The sequence below is a fragment of the Roseiflexus sp. RS-1 genome, from assembly GCF_000016665.1.
GTDB lineage: Bacteria > Chloroflexota > Chloroflexia > Chloroflexales > Roseiflexaceae > Roseiflexus.
The window spans coordinates 1,971,404-1,990,493 of sequence record NC_009523.1; the positions used below are offsets into that span (position 1 = coordinate 1,971,404).

The 19,090-nt window shown below is 60.4% G+C and carries 11 protein-coding genes; 9 read left to right on the top strand and 2 right to left on the bottom strand.

Annotated elements, in window-relative coordinates; translation table 11 throughout:
* The first annotated feature begins 151 nt into the window (after positions 1-151).
* The gene (gene rfbB, locus ROSERS_RS08340; protein WP_011956352.1) at positions 152-1,204 is read left to right on the top strand and encodes a dTDP-glucose 4,6-dehydratase; all 1,053 of its coding nucleotides are present in this window, start codon (positions 152-154) and stop codon (positions 1,202-1,204) included.
* Between the two features lie 99 nt (positions 1,205-1,303).
* On the opposite strand, the gene ROSERS_RS08345 is transcribed toward rfbB, so the two are convergent.
* Positions 1,304-3,976 (bottom strand): FAD-binding oxidoreductase, encoded by a 2,673-nt coding sequence (locus ROSERS_RS08345; RefSeq protein WP_011956353.1) that lies wholly within the window; start codon positions 3,974-3,976, stop codon positions 1,304-1,306.
* Between the two features lie 257 nt (positions 3,977-4,233).
* Complete coding sequence (locus ROSERS_RS08350) at positions 4,234-4,662, bottom strand: FKBP-type peptidyl-prolyl cis-trans isomerase (RefSeq protein WP_011956354.1); 429 nt, start codon at positions 4,660-4,662, stop codon at positions 4,234-4,236.
* 237 nt (positions 4,663-4,899) lie between these two features.
* Between ROSERS_RS08350 and rarD the strand changes: the two genes are divergently transcribed.
* The 8 genes from rarD (at position 4,900) to ROSERS_RS08390 (ending at position 19,062) form a co-directional block, all read left to right on the top strand.
* The gene (gene rarD / locus ROSERS_RS08355; RefSeq protein WP_041333341.1) at positions 4,900-5,817 is read left to right on the top strand and encodes an EamA family transporter RarD; all 918 of its coding nucleotides are present in this window, start codon (positions 4,900-4,902) and stop codon (positions 5,815-5,817) included.
* Between the two features lie 483 nt (positions 5,818-6,300).
* Positions 6,301-8,601 (top strand): GAF domain-containing protein, encoded by a 2,301-nt coding sequence (locus tag ROSERS_RS08360; protein ID WP_011956356.1) that lies wholly within the window; start codon positions 6,301-6,303, stop codon positions 8,599-8,601.
* Positions 8,602-8,659: 58 nt separating this feature from the next.
* A complete protein-coding gene (locus tag ROSERS_RS27155; protein ID WP_011956357.1) occupies positions 8,660-10,096 on the top strand; it encodes a zinc ribbon domain-containing protein in 1,437 nt (478 codons plus the stop codon).
* Between the two features lie 27 nt (positions 10,097-10,123).
* Positions 10,124-11,536 carry a UDP-glucose dehydrogenase family protein gene (locus tag ROSERS_RS08370; protein WP_011956358.1) on the top strand — a complete coding sequence of 471 codons (1,413 nt, stop codon included), beginning with the start codon at positions 10,124-10,126 and terminating at the stop codon, positions 11,534-11,536.
* A gap of 140 nt (positions 11,537-11,676) precedes the next feature.
* Complete coding sequence (locus ROSERS_RS08375) at positions 11,677-13,812, top strand: sensor histidine kinase (RefSeq protein WP_011956359.1); 2,136 nt, start codon at positions 11,677-11,679, stop codon at positions 13,810-13,812.
* Between the two features lie 146 nt (positions 13,813-13,958).
* The gene (locus tag ROSERS_RS08380; protein ID WP_011956360.1) at positions 13,959-16,658 is read left to right on the top strand and encodes an ATP-binding protein; all 2,700 of its coding nucleotides are present in this window, start codon (positions 13,959-13,961) and stop codon (positions 16,656-16,658) included.
* On the top strand, positions 16,606-18,012 hold the full coding sequence (locus ROSERS_RS25930) for a DUF7507 domain-containing protein (RefSeq protein WP_157041012.1): 1,407 nt from the start codon (positions 16,606-16,608) through the stop codon (positions 18,010-18,012). Before ROSERS_RS08380 ends, ROSERS_RS25930 begins: the two co-directional genes overlap by 53 nt.
* 357 nt (positions 18,013-18,369) lie before the next feature.
* Positions 18,370-19,062 carry a hypothetical protein gene (locus tag ROSERS_RS08390; protein WP_011956362.1) on the top strand — a complete coding sequence of 231 codons (693 nt, stop codon included), beginning with the start codon at positions 18,370-18,372 and terminating at the stop codon, positions 19,060-19,062.
* Positions 19,063-19,090 lie beyond the last annotated feature (28 nt).

Consider the following 19,090-nt stretch of genomic DNA (forward strand, 5'->3'; position numbering starts at 1 on the left):
AAGGTTGAAGGTTGAGGGTTGAAGGTTGAAGGTTGAAGGTTGAAGGTTGAAGGTTGAAGGTTGAAGGTTGAAGGTTGAACGTCATCCTTTTGACACATGCCGCCGCTATGGTAGACTTCAGCAGACAAAGCACGTGCTTCAGGAGTACAATATGCGCACTATTCTGGTCACCGGCGGCGCCGGATTCATTGGCAGCAACTTTGTTGAACTGATGCTGACGAAATACCCGGACTATCGGATCGTCGTCTACGATAAGTTGACGTATGCCGGGCGATTGGAAAATCTGGCGCGGTTTCACGGTGATCCGCGTTTCACGTTTGTGCGGGGCGATATCTGCGATCCGGCAGGGGTGCGGGAAGTCATTCGTGCGCACGGTGTTGATACGCTGGTCAACTTTGCTGCTGAGACGCATGTGGATCGTTCAATCATGGATCCCGACGCTTTTATTCGCACCGATGTGTATGGGACATACGTGTTGCTCGAGGCGGTGAAAGAAATGAAACTCGAGCGCGCCCTGTTTGTCAGCACCGATGAAGTCTACGGACACATCGAACCGGGTCATTCATCTTCGGAGGACGATCCGCTCAAGCCACGTTCGCCCTACGCTGCATCGAAGGCAGGCGGCGAGCATCTGGCGTATGCGTACTATATCACCTATGGGTTGCCGGTGCTGATCACCCGTGGCACGAACAATATCGGTCCGTACCAGTATCCGGAAAAAGCCGTGCCACTCTTCATTACCAATGCCATCGACGATATTCCTCTGCCGCTGTACGGCGACGGGCGACAGATGCGCGACTATCAATACGTGATGGATCACTGCGAGGGGATCGATGTTGTGCTGCACCGTGGCGTTATCGGCGAAGCGTACAACATCGGCTCAGGCGTGGAGACGGAAAATATCGTGATGGCGAAGGCGATCCTCGATCTGCTGGGCAAGCCCTACTCGTTGATCCAGCCGGTCGCCGATCGACCGGGGCACGACCGACGCTACTCCGTGCGCACGGACAAAATCAAGGCGCTGGGATGGCAGTCGCGTCACACGTTCGCTCAGGCAATCGAGAAAACTGTGCGCTGGTATGTCGAACATCAGGACTGGTGGCGTCCAATCAAGTCGGGTGAGTTCAAGGAATACTATCGCCAGCAATACCTGGAGCGCCAGACCGTATCGTATCGGTCTCAGAACGCACCATCACAGATGTGAAACGAAGCCATCTCCCCAATTCAGGAGAGATGGCTTCGCCACTTCCGACGCCTTGCACAATCAGTGAGTATCTGTGACTTTTCTCACAACCGGTCAGGTTCAGACCAGGAACGCACCCGGATTGAGCAACCCATCCGCTCCCCATCGCCGTCGGAGCGCCTGCATTTTATCGAGTGCATCGGGAGTGAAACCCCACCGGTCGATGCGCGCGCGCGCCGGCGCCGCCAGCGCCACTGCATAGCCGCCGAGGGTTCGCGCCGCCGTGCGCAGACGCTCCAGAATACGTCCGGCGTCATCCGGGTGCGGCGCCGGCGCGCGCACATACACCTGTCCAGCCGCCACATCCGCTACATACGACTCTTGCCCGCCAAAACCGGCGCGTTGCAGCAGCGCCCCAATATCCCTGGGGGCGACGCCAATCCGCACCATCAGATCGTCCGGTTGCGCTGCGCTGAGGAAGGCGCCCCACAGGTCGCTGCCCGACGGATCCTCAATCTGCAGCGCCGGTATGCCAGCGTTGCGCAGGACGGTGCGCACGGCGGCGAGTTCTGCCGCCACGTCTTCCGCCAGACCTTCGGCAGTGTAGACCAGAAGCGTCATTGGGCGGCGATCCAGGCTGACCGGGAGCGACGCCGCCCAACGTCCATCATCGGCGACCTCCAGCAGCAGCACCGCAGAGGCGATCAGGGAGTGTTGCGCCAGTTTCGCACCGGTTTCGAGCGCCTGCGCGATCCGGCGCGGTGCAGCGATCAGTGTTGCCCGCATCCGCGGCAATGGCGTCAGTTTGATGGTTATATCACAGAGCAACCCCAGTGTGCCATGTGCTCCGACGTGCACTTTCGGCAGGTCGTATCCGGCGACATTCTTGACAACCGGTCGTCCAATGCGGGCGACGCGACCGTTGGGGAGCGCAACCGTCGCCGCCAGTATCAGATCGCGGAGACTGCCGTAACGCATGCGCAGTGGCGCATTCAGGTTGGCGGCAATCGTACCGCCAATCGTCGCGGTAGACCAGGGAGATGCTATCGGCGCCCACATCCCATAGGGGTGCACCGCCTTCTGGAGTTCCTCCAGACATGTACCTGCGCCGACAGTAATGTACAGATCATCAGGCGCAAGCACGCGAATGCCTGACAGATGTGCAGTGGATACCACCGCATCGGCTGGCGGAAGCAGGGCTGATTTCGTTCCGCCCCCCCGAATGCGCACGCTTTGCCCCGCACTGGTCAGGTCGCGTAATCTCTCCGCTGCTTCCTCCGCGCTTTCCGGTGCGATGAGCACAGGCGCAGTGGGTGCAGATTCGCTCAGCGACCCGGTCGCTGCCGGTGACATACGCCCCGGTTGCGGTTCCTGCGCATTGTGCAACCCTGCCATCACCTCGTCACGCGGCGGCAACACCTTGCCGGGGTTCATCATGCCGGTCGGGTCGAAAATATCCTTCACATCCCACATCAGTGACAGTTCAGTAGCGCCGTACATCAGCGGCATGAATGCGCGCTTCTCGATGCCGACGCCATGTTCGCCGGTGATGCTGCCACCAGCCGCAACGCAGACTTCCAGGATTTTGCGACCGGTTTCGAGCACCCGCGCGATCAACGCTCGATCCGAGGGATTTTCAATCAGGATGAGCGGATGCAGATTGCCGTCACCGGCATGAAAGACATGACCGGTGCGGAAGCCGTCAGCTTCGATGATCCGGTTCACCGCTGCCAGGGTTTCCGCCAGTTTGCTGCGTGGCACGGTGCCATCGACCAGATAGTATGCTGGCGCCAGACGCGCCATAGCGCCAGCGGCGCTCTTGCGCGCGAACCAGATCCGATCACGCTCTGCGGCGCTTTGCGCCACCCGCACCTCACGCACGTCGCAGTCGCGCAGGGTTGCTTCAATCTCGGCGATCTGCGGTCCAACGCTTTCAGGATAGCCGTCAACTTCAATGATCAACACGGCGCCAGCATCGAGCGGTAATCCAGGATGTGCATACTCCTCAACAATGCGTACAATACTCGAATCCATCATCTCCATCGTCGCTGGCACCAGACCGCGTGCAATAATTGCAGATACCGCTTTTCCCGCCTGCTCGACGCTGTCGAAGGCAGCCAGGAGCGTGCGCACCGCTGGCGGATCGCGGAGCAGGCGCAGATCGGCGCGTGTTATGATGCCCAGCGTGCCTTCACTGCCGACGAAGAGCGCCGTCAGGTCGTAAGCCGGTATATCGAGCGCCCGCCCACCGGTATGAATGATCCGCCCGTCGCTCAGCACCACTTCCACACCGGTCACATAGTTGCTGGTGACACCATATTTGAAACAGTGCGGTCCGCCCGCATTCGTACCGATATTCCCGCCGATGGTCGCCGTGCGCTGGCTGGAGGGATCGGGGGGAAAGAACAGACCATGCTGACGCACCCGGGTATCGAAGATCAGGTTGACCACGCCGGCTTCGACCACTGCGCTGCGACCGGTCAGATCGATATCCAGCACGTGGTTCATCAGCCCGAGTTGCACCACCACGCCGCCGTGTTCGGGGACGGCGCCGCCTGCCAGACCGGTTCCCGATCCGCGCGCGATGAGCGGTATCTGATGCCGGGCAGCCCAACGCACCAGTTGCACCACCTCGTCGACCGAACGGGGGAAGACAACGCCATCGGGATGACCACGGTCAAAACTGCCATCGACTTCGTAGGTGATGAGTTGAGCCGGATCCACAATCACGCGATCAGGTCCGAGCCGCGTAGACAGATCGGCAAGCAACGCCTGGGTGTCGGCAGTGGTCATAGCCTCCTCGCTTTGGAATCTCTATCCTATCGTTGCGTGTAGTGGCAGTATATCAAAAATATGCGGACATGCGAACATCTGAGGATGGCAGAGTTCGACCGGCGCACTCCGGCGGGAAAAGCGGGCAAAGACCGCGCCTTCGCCCGCAAGCAAGGGAGCTCTGCGTCAGCAAAGGACGTGGTGCGAATCAAAAAAGGGCATCCGGCAGTTCACGGTGCGTAAACGCCAGATGCCTGAGACGACACGAGAGTCGTTCACTACTCGATCGCCACCAGTTCGATATCGAAGGTCAGCGTCGCGCCAGCCAGCGGATGGTTGGCGTCGAACGTCACTTCGGACGGCGACACATCGCGCACCGTGACGATGAATGTCTGCCCGTCCGGGCGACGCATCTGATACTGCTCACCGATCGCCGGGTCGATCTGGGGCGGCAGCTCATCGCGGTTCAGCGAAAAGATCAGTTCATCGTGGTACTCACCGTATGCCTGATCTGGCGTCAACACCGCGCGGCGCTTCTCCCCCTCCTGCATCCCGATCACCGCCTCCTCGAACCCCTGGATGACCTGCCCGCTGCCCAGTGTAAACACCAGCGGTTCGCGACCGTGCGAACTGTCGAAGACAGTCCCATCTTCCAGCGTGCCGGTGTAGTGCACTGTCACGGTGTCGCCAGTTTGTGCCGTTGCCATTGTGTACTCCTGTTTGGTAGCGGCTCTACGATATCGCCGGGCATATGATGCGCATGCACATCAGAGCCAGGAGACGGCGCACAGCCACATCTGTTTTTGCATGGGTACAGCATACCATGCGAAGGGCAAGGGTGCAAAGCGGGAGTCATGCGATTTCATGCTGCTGTTGACCCTGTGCCAGGTTATGGTAGGATAGCAGGGTTGCTCACATCTTCCGAAACGGAAAGCGCACCATCGATGAACAGAGGCGTGCTCTATGCAGCCGGCGCATATGCCTGCTGGGGCTTGCTGCCGGTCTTCTGGAAATCGTTGCAGCATGTCGATGCACTGGAAATTGTCGCCCACCGGATCATCTGGTCGCTGGCGTTTGCGTTTGTTCTGTTGACCCTTGGGCGACGCTGGTCGCGGATCGGCGTCACCTGGCGGGATCGCCGCGTCCTGGCGACGTTCCTGGCGACCGGGATGCTGCTGACTGCCAACTGGTTCGTGTATGTCTGGGCAGTGAATGCCGATCATATTGTGGAAACCAGTCTGGGTTATTTCATCAACCCGCTGATCAATGTGCTGCTTGGCGCCCTGGTGCTGAAGGAGCGTCTGCGCATCGGTCAGGGCGTGGCGATGAGTGTGGCGCTGGCGGGGGTGCTCTATCTGACGTTTCAGTATGGATCGTTTCCCTGGATTGCCCTCATCCTGGCATGCACGTTTGCGCTCTATGGTCTGTTGCGCAAAACGGCGCCACTCGACTCGCTCGATGGGTTCACGCTCGAAACGGCGCTTCTGACGCCGATGATGATCATATTCCTGATCTATCGTGAACTGACCGTGCAGACTGCGTTCGCCCATGGCGATCCACTGACCTGGACTCTGCTGATCGCTGCGGGTCCGATCACCGCAGCGCCGCTGCTCTTGTTTGCCGCTGGCGCGCGGCGCGTCTCGCTCGTGACGCTGGGTGTCCTCCAGTACATTGCACCGACGCTCCAGTTTCTCATCGGCGTCGTAGTGTACGGCGAACCGCTCACACCGGCGCGCCTGATCGGGTTTGTGCTGATCTGGACGGCGCTGGCGATCTATACCTTCGACAGCCTTGTCCATCGTCGATCAACCGCTGCCGCCATGCCGTCTCCGTCCATGCGCATTGATGCCTCGTGCGACTGATCGCCCCTGGGCTTGCTGCCTCACAGGGGTAGATGTTTTGGCAAGCCCCTGCGTGCCATTTCCCGTTTCAGCCATCAGGACGCCCAAACTCCCCCTTCTCCCCTTGTGGGAGAAGAGGGTTGGGGGGATGAGGGCCAAAGGCGCACGGGAATGCAGAACATCGCTCATCTCTCCCAAAAACTCTCCCCTTGAGAGGGGCTTGCTGCGTCTTCTGTGTGTGGGGAGCGCCTCCATCGACCCGTGTTGTGCTGATGGTCTTTGAATAAATAATCCGCTACAGCCCGCGCAGGCGGGCTTCGCCTCGCCTAGCCGAGGGCTTCAGCCCCACGGCAAAAGGCGCATACCGGATTTATTTCTCAATCTCCATAAGCAAGCGCACGCATGCGCTCAATTCGCTCTTGCGCCTGGCGCTTCGCACGCAACCATACGACGGCTCTCGTGCTATAATCCAGTGTTTGAAACATGCTGCGTTGGAGGCGTGAGATGACCGTTACGCAGCCGTCGCTTGTGGGTGAAATCTACGATCAACCAGTCAACGAAGCGGAACAGCGGAGCGAGGTTCTGAGCAACCTGCTCGATGTTTCGACCTACCTGGTTTCCGTTCTCGACCCGACCGAACTGTTTGCGGGATTGGTGCGGCGCGTCGTCGAAGTGGTGCCCGCTGTCCAGGCCGGGTTGCTCTGGATCTACGACCGACAGCAGATGGCGCTGCGGCTGGAGTCGTACTACGGGCTTGATCTCGGTCCTGCCACCGAAGCGATCTGCCGTCTGCGATTGCGCCCGGGCGAAGGGCTGGCAGGTGAAGCGTTGCGGCGCGGCGAGCCGCTCCTCATCGAAACGCGCTCATCATACCGTGATCTGGCGCGACGGGTCAGCCCGCGCAGTGAACCGGACATATGCGCCTTCCTCGAACGTCTGCCGCGCGAGTTGACGGCTGTGATTCTGCCGCTGCGCATCGGTGCGGAAGTGATTGGCGTGCTGGAATTGATGAATCTCGGCAACCGTCCACAACTGCGCCGCACCGATCTGCAAGTGCTGCAAACGTTCAGCAACCTGGCAGCCGGCGCAATTAAGAATGCGCAACTCCACGCCCAAATGCAGGCGCACCAGCGACGACTGGAAGCGTTCGGCGCGATTGGCACGGTGATCAGCACGGCGGCGGATCTTGACGAACTCATGCGCAATGTGCTTGATGTCGTGCTTGGCGTTGTGGAAGCGTCGGTTGGCGTACTGTTCCTCCTCGATCCCGGTCGTGGCGTGTTGCAACCCGGCGCCTGGCGTCACGTTCCGCCGCAGTTCGTCGAACAGAACCGTGAAATCCAGGTCGCTGGCGCAGCGTGCGAAGAGGCGGTGCGCTACGGTCAACCGATCCGTCGTCCGCTCATCGTCGGGACCGGCGAAGAACTGTTGCTGGAAGCCGGTCTTGCGGGATGCGCCTATGTGCCGCTGCTGGCAGGCGGCACGGTGGTGGGAGTGATCGGGATCTATGGCGACGCCTCCCTGCCAGAACGCATCGATGTGCAGACAGTGATGATGATGAGCAACCTGATCGGGTTCGCCATCGCCAACGTGCGTCTGTATCAGGAAAGCCACATCGAGCGCCGGAAACTGACTGCGGTGATCAACAGCATTGTCGAAGGGGTGGTGTTGTGTGATCGCCTCGGTCGCCTGGTGCTCGCCAATCGTACTGCAATGGAACTGCTCTCGTCCGACTCGTTCACGTCATTCCCCTACCAGCAACCGATCAGTTCGATGGTGGATTTCTATGCCATCCGCGATCTGGAGGGACGCATGCTGCCGGTTGAACGTCTGCCGCTGGCGCGTGCGCTTGCCGGAGAGGTATTTCACGATTACCGGGTGTTGCTGCGCGGCGCCAGTGGCGAAGATACGGTGATGAGTTTCAGCGGCGCCCCCGTGTATGGCGATATGAACACCATCGAAGGCGCGGTTGTCATCTTTCGGGATATTACCGAGCACCAGAAACTGGAGCGCGCAAAAGACGACTTCCTGGCAGTCGCAGCTCACGAACTGCGCAGTCCGCTGGCTGCGGTGCGCAGTTACGCCGATCTGCTCATCCGACGCGAGCAGCGGCGTGATAAGGAAGATACGACCGAGTTGCGCGGTCTGACCATCCTTTCGCAACAGGTCAGCCATATGCTGCGCCTGGTTGATAACCTGCTCGATATGTCGCGCCTGGATGCGGGTCTCTTCAGTCTGCAACTTCAGCAGGTCAACCTGGTGGCATTGACGCACCAGGTGATCGAGCAGTTGCGCCCGGTCATCGGCGAACGCGACGTGACCCTGACCTGCGACGCTCCCGATCTGCTGGTCATCTGTGATCCGCTGCGTATCCGTCAGGTGCTGACGAATCTGCTGGTCAATGCGGTGCGATACAGCGGGCCCGGCTCTCCCGTCGAAATTGCGGAAGTCGTTATTCGATCAGACGTGCTGGCGGCAAGGTATGCCCATCAACCGCCAGCAACGTTGCGCGCCCTGGTCGGTGAGATGCAACGTCATCCCAGACCGCTGGCGTTGATCACGGTGCGCGATCATGGCATTGGCATGTCGGAAGAGACGATGCAACGCCTGTTTCAGCGGTATGCGCGTGGTCGTCATCGCAGCGGCGAAGGTCTTGGGCTGGGGTTGTATCTCAGTTACGAAATGACCGTGCGTCATGGCGGCACAATCTGGGCGGAAAGCATCGAAGGACGCGGCAGCACCTTTTATGTCGCACTTCCGATAGGGGGTCCGCATCAGGACAAAAGTCCTGATGCAGCAACGTAACTTGTACGTTCCCGCTACGTTCTATTGAAAGCAGGACCTGTGAACAAGGAGATAGGTGATGATTCGCTGCCCGCAGTGTCAGGCTGAACTTGAGGAAGGAAAACGCTTCTGCCCGCAGTGCGGTGCGCGTTTGACGGAACCAACAGGCGATGCTGGCAAAACCACGGTCACACCGCCAGAGCCGCCGGGCGACGTCGGGCGCACGGTGCTGCTGCCGCCGGAAGGCGACGCTGGTAAAACCATGGTCGCGCCGCCGCAACCGCCGGGCGACGTCGGGCGCACGGTGCTGCTGCCGCCGGAAGGCGACGCTGGTAAAACCATGGTCGCGCCGCCGCAACCGCCGGGCGACGTCGGGCGCACGGTGCTGCTGCCGCCGGAAGGCGACGCTGGTAAAACCATGGTCACGCCGCCGCAACCGACTTCGTCAGGTGCACCATCGAGCAGTGCAGGATTGCAGACGATCCTCGAAGATCCAGCCCGCAGGCAATCGCCGTCTCCTGCGGGTGGCAGCTTCGGATTGCCTCCCGCCGCCCCGCCGACCACCCCTTCAGCAGGTGGCGGATTCGGTCTGCCGCCATCACCGCCGCCCCCTGCCGGGGGCGGATTCGGCTTGCCTCCGGCAGCCCCACCGACCACCCCTTCAGCAGGCGGCGGATTCGGTGTGCCGCCATCACCGCCGCCCCCTGCGGGCGGTGGAGCGGGGAGGCTTCCCCCAGTCCCGCCATCGGCGGTTAGGGGCGCATCGGGCGCTCCTGCTGCCACGACAACTGCAAAGAAGGGACCGAACTGGCTGCTGATCATCGGTATCATTCTTGGCGTCCTGGTGCTGGCGTGCGTCCTCATCCTCGGCAGCTTGTACTGGATCGGTCAGCAGGCGGCTCAATCATTGGGCACAGCCGTTGCTGTCACCGCGGTCAGCATTGGCGAACCATCGGCATCGACCGATTTCCCCAACGTGCTGCTGCGCGATTCGCTCGCCAGCGAAGCGACCAGTCAGTTTACTGCTGGACAAACGGAGAGCGGCGATTACCGTTTTGAGAATGGCGCCTTTGTGATCGAATCGCTCGACACCGATCAGATCGTCTGGCAGACCATCGACGAGGTGGTTGATGATGCGTCGTTCGAGATCGAGGCGACGGTCGATAAGCCGCGCAGTGCAGCCATTGCGCTGCTCTTCCGCTATCAGGACAATCAGAATTTCTACATCCTCAACATTGATGGCCGCGGACGCTACCGCGTTGCGCGCTATGTGAACGATGAATTCTCGGTTCTGAGCGACTGGAAGACTTCTCCGGCGATCAATGCCGCCGGTTCGTCCAACCGGTTGCGGATCGACATGGCTGGCGATGCGCTGACCTTCTTCTGCAATGGACAGCGTCTCACCAGTCTACGCGATAGCGCCTTCCGTAGCGGCAATCTTGCATTCGGCACGGAAACATTCGATGAAGGACAGGGAGTGGTTCGTTTCACTAACCTGGTGGTGCGTGGTCGGTAGAGCCAGTGATCAAGGAGTCTGCGTCGTATGAAAATCATTGTTGTCGGCACCGGATTCGTGGGCCTGACTCATGCAGCGGTATGCTCGGAGTATGGTCACGAAGTGTACGCATATGATATTGATCACCAGCGTATCGAGGCATATCGGTCATGCCGCCCAGAGGCGATCGAGCACTACGTGCACGAACCAGGACTGACGAGCATTATTCTCGAAAATCATGGGCGGTATCTGTTCTTCGTCGATGATGTCGAGTCGGTCATCGAGGGCGCCGATGCGCTCTTCTTATGCCTGCCCACGCCACCCAAACCGGACGGCTCGTCGGACCTGAGTTACTACTTCGCGGCAGCGCGCTATCTGGCGGAACTGCTGGCGCGGCGGCGTGATCAGCGTCGCGTGGTGGTGATCAACAAGAGCACGGTGCCGATCGGCACGGCGCGTCAACTTGAGCGCGTGTTGCGCGAGTATAACGTTCCCAACGCGGGGGTCGCTTCGAACCCGGAGTTTCTTCCTGAAGGCGACGCGGTCGAGAAATCGCGCCGTCCGGATCGCGTCGTGGTCGGCGCCGACAATGAGGAGGATTTCCGCATCATTCGCCGGATCTACTCGCAGTTCGTCAACCACGTGCGCATCCGGTATATCGAAACCACGCCGGAAACGGCGGAAGCGATCAAGTACGTCGCAAATACGCTTTTGCTGACCTACATCTCCTTCTGGAACGGGGTTGGGGCGCGTCTTGCCGAAACATTCCCTAACATTATCATGGAGGATTTGAAGCGCGGCGTGACTGCCGATGCGCGCATCAGCACGTGGGGATCGTATGTCTCGAACGGCGCTGGCGGATCCTGTTTCGGCAAGGATATTCAGTCGCTCATCTACCAGCTGAAAACCGCCGGTCAGTCGGTCGATATTTTGCAGTCGGTCTACGGCATCAACGAATACCAGAAGACCTACCTGATCGACCGTGCGATCCGTGAGGCGGGGGTCAGTTTCAACAACAAGACCGTGGCGCTCCTGGGGCTTGCGTTCAAGCAGCGCACCAATGACATGCGCGACTCATCGGCGCTCAAGGTGGTCGAAGCGCTGCTGGGCAGGGGGGTGCGCTCCATCCGCGCCTATGATCCGATGGCGTTGCGTGAAGCACGCAAGTTTTTCGACCCGGAAAAGAACCATCTGTTCGAGCGCATTTCGTACCATACCTCGGTGCGCGAGGCGCTCGCTGGCACCGACATGCTCTTTATCTCCACCGACTGGGAAGAGTTTCGCGGTCTGTCGCGCACCATCGAGGAGACGGTATCTCCTCCCTACCTGGTGATCGATGGGCGGCGGATGATCCCTGACTATACGGAACTGGTTGCCGCCGGCTATGGGTATCTCGCCGTCGGATCGCCCTATATGCCGCCTGGCGATACGCTGCCAGGTCGTGGCAGGAGTCGTCTCTGATCATCAATCTGTCATCATCCGGTCGTAGTCTGATCTGGTATTGCGCTATCGAATACGATATAATTCGGTGGAGGCAGTGTGTTTAAAATACGGTAAAACCGGGACCCATCCCGCTTTGCCTGCCTGAGAGCAGTTCACGCATGGAAGCTCAGGTTCCGACAAATCAGATGTATGACATCGTCGAATGGACCTCCAGCGATGATCCGCTTCTGGAGAGTCTGGGACGGATCGCACAATCGGTTGAGCGCGCCACGACTCTCGACCAACTGCTGCACCTCTCACTGATCGAGTTGACCCGTCTCTGCCGCGCGGATCGTGCGATTGCGCTACTGAAGGACGTTCAGGGGCGGGCAGTATGGGTCTGTGAATATCCTCAATCCGGCGATGCCCCTGAGTTGACGCTGGACGCTATATCGGGCGCTGCGGACGCAATGCGACTGCGGCGCCCGATAATTGTGCATCCCCAAGAACAGGCATTGCTGGCGCGCGACGTTCGGGTGCTGCTGGTCGCGCCGCTGATCGCCCGTGACGAAACGCTTGGCGCTCTGGCTATCTGTAGCGCTCATGCCACGCGGACATTCGATAGCAAGGATGTGGCGCTCATCAGGGCGCTGAGCGGGCAGATCGCGCTGGTAATCATGTCGCACCGCAGTTGCGAATCGGTCGAGCGACGCACGCAAGAACTCAAAACCCTCAACGATATTGCGTCAGTTGTCACATCGACGCTCGATACCCGTGAAGTGTACCGCCTGGTCGTCCAGCAACTCAGCGATTATTTTCACGTCGAAGCCGGTTCGTTACTGCTCGTTGATGAAGCGACCGGCGACCTCGAGTTTGTGATGACCATCGAAGGCGGCGAAGAAAAGCTTGCCGGTTTTCGCGTTCCGGCTGGACAGGGTGTTGTCGGGCATGTGGTGCGCACCGGTCGATGGGAGATCGTGCACGATGTCAGCCGCGATCCGCGCTTCTATCGCCAGATTAGCGAGGCGACCGGTTTTTCGACGCGCTCGATCCTGTGTGTGCCGATGATTGCCAAGGGGCGGGTCATCGGCGCCATCGAACTGCTGAACAAGATCGGCGGGGATTTCGACGAAGAGGATGCGCTGCGGTTGATGCGCATGGCTGCGTTCATTGCGGTTGCCATCGAGAATGCCCGCCTGTTCCAACAGGTGACTGCGGGGCGTGATCGCATGGCATCCGTGCTTCGCTCAACTGCCGATGGCATTCTGATGGCCGATATGCGCGGCGAGATACAGATCGCCAATCCGCTGGCGGTTGAGATTTGCGGATGTCCAGAAGAGTCGTTGATCGGCCGGCGGATCGACGATGTCGTGGCGGAATTGTATGCGCGCGCCCACGACATCACGACCCCATCGTGGAGCCAGGAGGTTGCGGTACCGGCGCAGATCAGCGATCTGGCGTTTGCGAGCGGAGCGCACCGGTATGTGCGCCTGATCCGTCTCCCTGTCTACGATGCCCAGAATGAGCCGCGCGGCGAGTTGCTGATCCTTCGCGATATTACGCAGGAACGCGATCTGGAACAGTTGCGCGAGGATTACACCAGTATGCTGGTGCACGACCTGCGCGCACCGCTTACATCGATCATGAACGGCGTGATGATGCTTCAGCGCGGCATCGTCGGACCGGTGACCGAACAGCAGCAGGAGTTGCTGAAGATCGCCTATCAGGGCAGTCAGACGATGCTGCACCTGATCAATACGCTGCTCGATATCTCAAAGATGGAACAGGGCCGGATGGACCTGGACCTCAAGCCATTGCCGATCTTCAGCGTCATCGATCAGGCAATCGAGCGCCTGCAGCATCTGGCCAGCAGTCGCGGCGTGACGATTGAACAACGCCTGGCGCCCTATCTCCCGCCGGTCGAGATCGATGGCGAAAAGATCGTGCGCGTGTTGCAGAACCTGCTCGATAATGCGATCAAGTTCTCTCCGGCGCAGGGCGTGGTGACTATCGGCGCGTTCCTGGCAGGAGGAACACATGCACCGCCGGATGATGTACCGGTGCATGTGACGTTCAACGATTCACGAGACTATCTGGTCGTATGGGTGCAGGACCGCGGTCCGGGCATTCCACCTGCCTATTTTCAGCGCATCTTCGAAAAGTTCGGTCAGGTGCGCGGGCGAAAGGTGCGCGGGACCGGGCTGGGGTTGACCTTCTGCCGCCTGGCAGTGGAAGCGCACGGCGGGCGCATCTGGGTTGAGAGCGAAGAAGGCGCCGGGAGCGTGTTCGCATTTGCACTGCCCATCAATGGATAGAGTGACAAACTGTTCATCGAATATTTTACAGTCTTCTTAACCTGGTCAGCGATGTATCGCTTGATATATAGCTGTTCAAAGGCTATAATGCATTGTCAAGTCGAGCTTTTGTAAACCATTGCACCAGATCGGAAAGCAGGTCGGGCATGCGCGGGCTTGTATCGGTCTTCCGCTCACACATCCGATACAAAATCATCCTCCCCTACCTGGCGCTGACCCTGGTGGTGATGATGGCGGGGGCGGCGATTGCCGTTGGTCTGGTGGCGGCCTCGTGGGAAGAGCGGTTGCAGAACCAGCTTGCGCAGGTGGCGCGTAACACCACCGATGCCCTGGTGCGCCGCGAGCGCAACAATCTGGAGTTCTTGCGGCAGGTGGTGTTCGCGCCGGCCAACCAGGATATTCCGGCAGTCGCCGATGCGTTTGCCAGCGGTGACGATGAGCAGGTTATGCGCGCACTCGAACCGTACTATCGTTTTGGCGTTGGGAGCGTTAACCTCGATTTTGACCGCATGATCGCCTTTGATCGCAACGGCAAGACTCTCGTCGACTGGTTGCGCGTTTCAGAAGACCCTGACGCCCTGCCTGCCCGGATCACGACGACCGATCTGTCGGGGCTGGATTTTGTGCGCGCGATTGTCTCAGGAACAACGATTGACGGAAACGATAAATTTGCGAACCTGATCTACTTTGCGCCTGATGTGCAACCCTATTTCTACACCGTTGCGCCGGTGCGCCGGGGAAATGACGTCGTCGGCGGGGTTCTGATTGCGGTCAAGTGTGATCGTTTGCTCGCTTCACTCGAACGAAGCAGTCAGGCAGCAGTGACCACCTTCTACGACCTGTCGGGGCGGGCGATCAGCACCACCCTGTTGCCGCGCGCAGAGTTGAGCACCCTCGATATGCCGCCGCAGGTGCTGCAGGCATTGCTCAACGGGCAGGCGCAGTCGATCTTCACTGTCGAACTGCGCCAGCGCGGGTATCAACTGGCGTACAGTCCGCTGGTGATAGCGAATGTTCAGGTCGGTTACTTCTCGGTCGGTCTCTCGCGCGATTTTCAGGTGCAGCAGTTGTCGCTCAGTCGCAATATCGTGACGGCGATTGCCATCGTGCTGGCAACCGGGTCGGTAATTCTGGGGTATCAGATTGCGCGGCGGATCACCCGCCCGCTGGCGGATCTGGTGGCGACTGCCGAAGCAGTGACGGGCGGCGATCTCGAAGCGCGCACCACAGTCATGTCGCCGGATGAATTCGGTCGTCTGGCGCTGGCGTTCAATCAGATGACCGAGCATCTGGCGCGATTGTACCGCACGAGTCGCGACCTCAATCAGGCTATCGAGGTGACGCCGGTATTGAAGGTGGCGGAACGCGCCGTGCGTTCCCTGTTGCCCGATGCGGACGTGCTGGCGTTGATCGCCGAGGAAGGCGCGTTGCGCTACCATGTCGATGAAGGGCTGCCCGCCATCGTGCGCAGTCTGCGCCACGTTCGGGTGCCGGTGAGCGATCCGCTGGTGCGCGAGATCAGTGAAACGCAACAGGCGGTGCTGCTGTCGTCGCAGGATGAGCCGCGCCTGACGGCGTTCGGTCTCACGCAGGTCGCCGGATATCAGAGTCTGCTGCTCTCCCCGCTGGTCGTTCAGGATGAACCGGCTGGCGTGCTGATCATCGCGCACCGTGAACCCGCCGCATTTACCGGCAGTGTGCTGCCATCGGTGGTTGCGATTGCCAACATGACGACCAGTGTGCTGTACAACGCCGTGCTGTTTGACCGGGTTCAGCGCGAAGCGCTACGGCGACGCGCCATTCTCGAGTCGATTGCCGATGGCGTTGTGGTGCTGGATCGCCAGCGTCGGATCCTGATCGTCAACCGTGCTGCCGAGCAGATGCTGGGCATGAGCGACTGGCGCCTGGTGCAGCGTTCGTTCAGCGATATACCGCTGACGCGCGTTGAAGTCCGCCACGAGATGTTCAGCGAGAATGGCGCTACCCAGCGCGACCTGTACCGCCTGGGTGATCGCGTCCTGCGGTTGAGCCACGCACCCGTAACGACCGACGAGGGGACGCAGATCGGCGAAGTGGTGGTGCTGCACGATATTTCGGCGGAGGTCGCCGTCGATCAGGCGAAAACCGATTTTATCGCCACGATTTCCCACGAATTGCGTTCGCCGCTGACGGTGATCTACGGCTACACCGATCTGCTGCTGCGCGGCATGGTCGGCGAGTTGAGCGGCGAGCAGCGCGATCTGCTCGAAGCGGTGCGCAACCGCGTTGAGTTGATGAACAATATCGTCAGGAATGTCATCATGGTCGCCAGTATCGAAGCCAACACGTTGCAGACCGACTTCGCAGCGCAGGATGTGCGCCGGATGATCGATGAAGCGGTCGCGCCGATGCGGAAGTCGTTCGAGAAGAAGGGGCTGGCGTTGACCGTGACAACGCCCGACGATCTGCCGCCGGTGCGCGCCGACCGTGAGCAGCTGTTGATTATCCTGGGACAGGTGATTGATAACGCGCGGCGCTATACTCAGCAGGGCGAAGTGACAATCACGGCGCATCAACGCGACAATGGCATGGTGCAGATCGATGTTTCCGATACAGGACCGGGCATTCCTGCCGATGCGATGAACCGATTGTTCACGCGCTTCTTCCGTGTCGAAGGGAACAATTCTCCCGAACGCGGCAGCGGTCTGGGACTGGTCATCACCCGGCAACTGGTCGAACGTCACGGCGGAAAGGTGTGGGCGCACAGCGAAGTTGGGCGCGGCAGCACATTCAGCATAGCACTCCCTATCGCCCATGAGTACACAAACACCATCACCAGCCCGGGCGGAACGGGCGCGACAGCCTGAGCCGCTGCGCTGGATCATCGCTTCAGCCTTGCTGCTGGCGCTCCTTTCGATCTGCTGCGTTGCGGAGATTGTAACGCGCGCCCTGATTCCGCGTGATCTGGCGACTGCACTGAACCTGCTCTCGAAAGATCGCGCCGACTACCGTCCCTGGCTCCTGCCGCCGGGCCTCGCCGCAATTCCGCCGGAAGTCGCAGCTGCCGAAGCTGCCGAACGCGCAACAGCCACCAGTGTGGCGCTCCGTGGCACCCCGACTGTGCCGGTCGTCGGAAGTGTTCCAACCATCCAGGTGCCGGTGGTGCCGCCAGCGCTCGACGCGCCAACGCCAACACCCGGCGATGTGCTGATCGTCGAACCGCCGACAGTGACCCCACGACCGGTTGGCAGTCTGCCGACAAACACTCCGGTCATCGCAACCATCGAACCGGTCACGAATACGCCAACCCAACCGCCGCTCGCTCAACCGACCGCCACCAGCACAACGTCGCCAGAGTCACAACCAACGAATCCTGCACAACCGCCAACTGCAACCGGCATTTCTCAACCGACCGATACGCCCTTGCCAGCGTCACCGACGGTCAGGCTCTCACCCGTGCCGACACGCACGCCTGCACCGGTCCCAACCGATACGCCGATACCAACGCCATCGGAAGCGCCAACACCGGTCCCAACTGATACGTCCACGCCGGTTCCAACAGCGACATTCACTCCCGTACCGCCTACCCCGGTACCGCCTACCCCGGTACCGCCCACCCCAACGTTCACGCCGATTCCGACGCCGACGCCGACGTTCACGCCGATTCCGACGCCGACGCCGACGTTCACGCCGATTCCGACGCCGACGCCGACGTTCACGCCGATTCCGACGCCGACAGAGACGCCGATCCCGACGCCGACAGAAACGCTGACCCCGACGCCGACGGAGACGCCCACCCCGACGCCTGTGCCCAATGTGCAGGTGACGAAGAGCGCGGCTCCCAATCCGGTTCAGGTCGGGCAGACGATCACGTGGACGATTGGGGTACTCAATACCGGGACAACGCCTATCACTGTGACGCGGATTTATGATACGTTTGAATTCAGTGGCACTCCGGTCTTTAGTATTGGTTCATGCAACAGTCCGCAGGGCGGGAGTTGTACACGTGGAGGATTTAATACCGATGCAACATGGACTGGCACTGTCACGCTGGCGCCAGGGCAAAGCATGCAACTGTTGATCAGCGGCGTCTTTCCATCTCAACCACCGCCAGGCAGCGATGCCCGGTGTAATATCCGCTGGGAGGTGGACGTGACAGGGATTGGGACGATCTTCTCTCCTGGCTCGACAGCGTTGTGCGTGGATGTTCTGCCGCCGTAGATCATGGAGGGGTACGGGGATGCATAGTTTTTCGCATTCCCGTGCGCGTTTGCCCCTCATCCCCCCTGCCCCTTTCTCCCTTAAGGGCGGACAGAACGTTTGAGCAAAGATGCGTTTTCTGGCGTTGCAATGGGCAATCCGCCCTCACCCCCGACCCCTTTCCCGCACTGCGGGAGAGGGGCGAATCTGAAGCAAGTCTACCGCATTGTGATGCTGTCTGAGGCTTGGATCGCACCTATTTTCTGTCCGCTCTTGAACCCACAAGGGGAGAAGGGGCGCACGTGGAACAAACAGCGAGGCGTTGTCGTTGGAATGAGTAGAGATGCCACCCCTTTCCGATGCTCTATGGAGTGACTGATGCGTGCACTGTTGTTGATGAGTGCTCTGATCCTTGTTCTCGCTGCATGCGGGACGCCCGCCGCAACAGGGAACGGCGCGCCTGCACCGGCGACCGGTGAGACTGCGGCGCTGCCTTCCGCCACACCACTGCCCACGGGTGAAGCGGCGACGCCTCTGGTTGTTGAACCTTCGGCGACGCCTGCCGCTACGTTGCCCACGGATGAAGCGGAAACGCCACAAGCCGAACCTCAGACGACGCCGGTGATCGAACCTCCTTCTGCCGCCAGCCCAACGACCGCTGCATCGCCACAACCGACGCCTGCCGCGCCACAGGCGACCATTGCAGCCACGCCGGTTCCGCCGCCACCGAACGTTACCACGCTGGCGTTGCCCAGTCCGGCACTGCAACCACCGCCAGCGATGGTTGGCGAACAGGCGGTGTTGCCCAACGATCTGCTGACGCGCCTGATCGATGACCTGGCGCTGCGGAGCAGCAGCGATCCAGCAGCGATCAGTCTGGTCGGCGCTGAGGCGGTGATCTGGAACGACGGATCGCTCGGTTGCCCGCAACCAGGGGTTGCCTACCCACAGGTGCAGATCGAGGGATACCGGGTGCTGTTGCGCATTGGCGACCGCGACTACGACTATCGCGTTGGAAGGCGCGGATCGTTCGTGCTCTGCGAACAGGGCCGCCCGGTGCGTTCGCCGTAACGTGTTGACATCAGTCCGTGATGCGCGG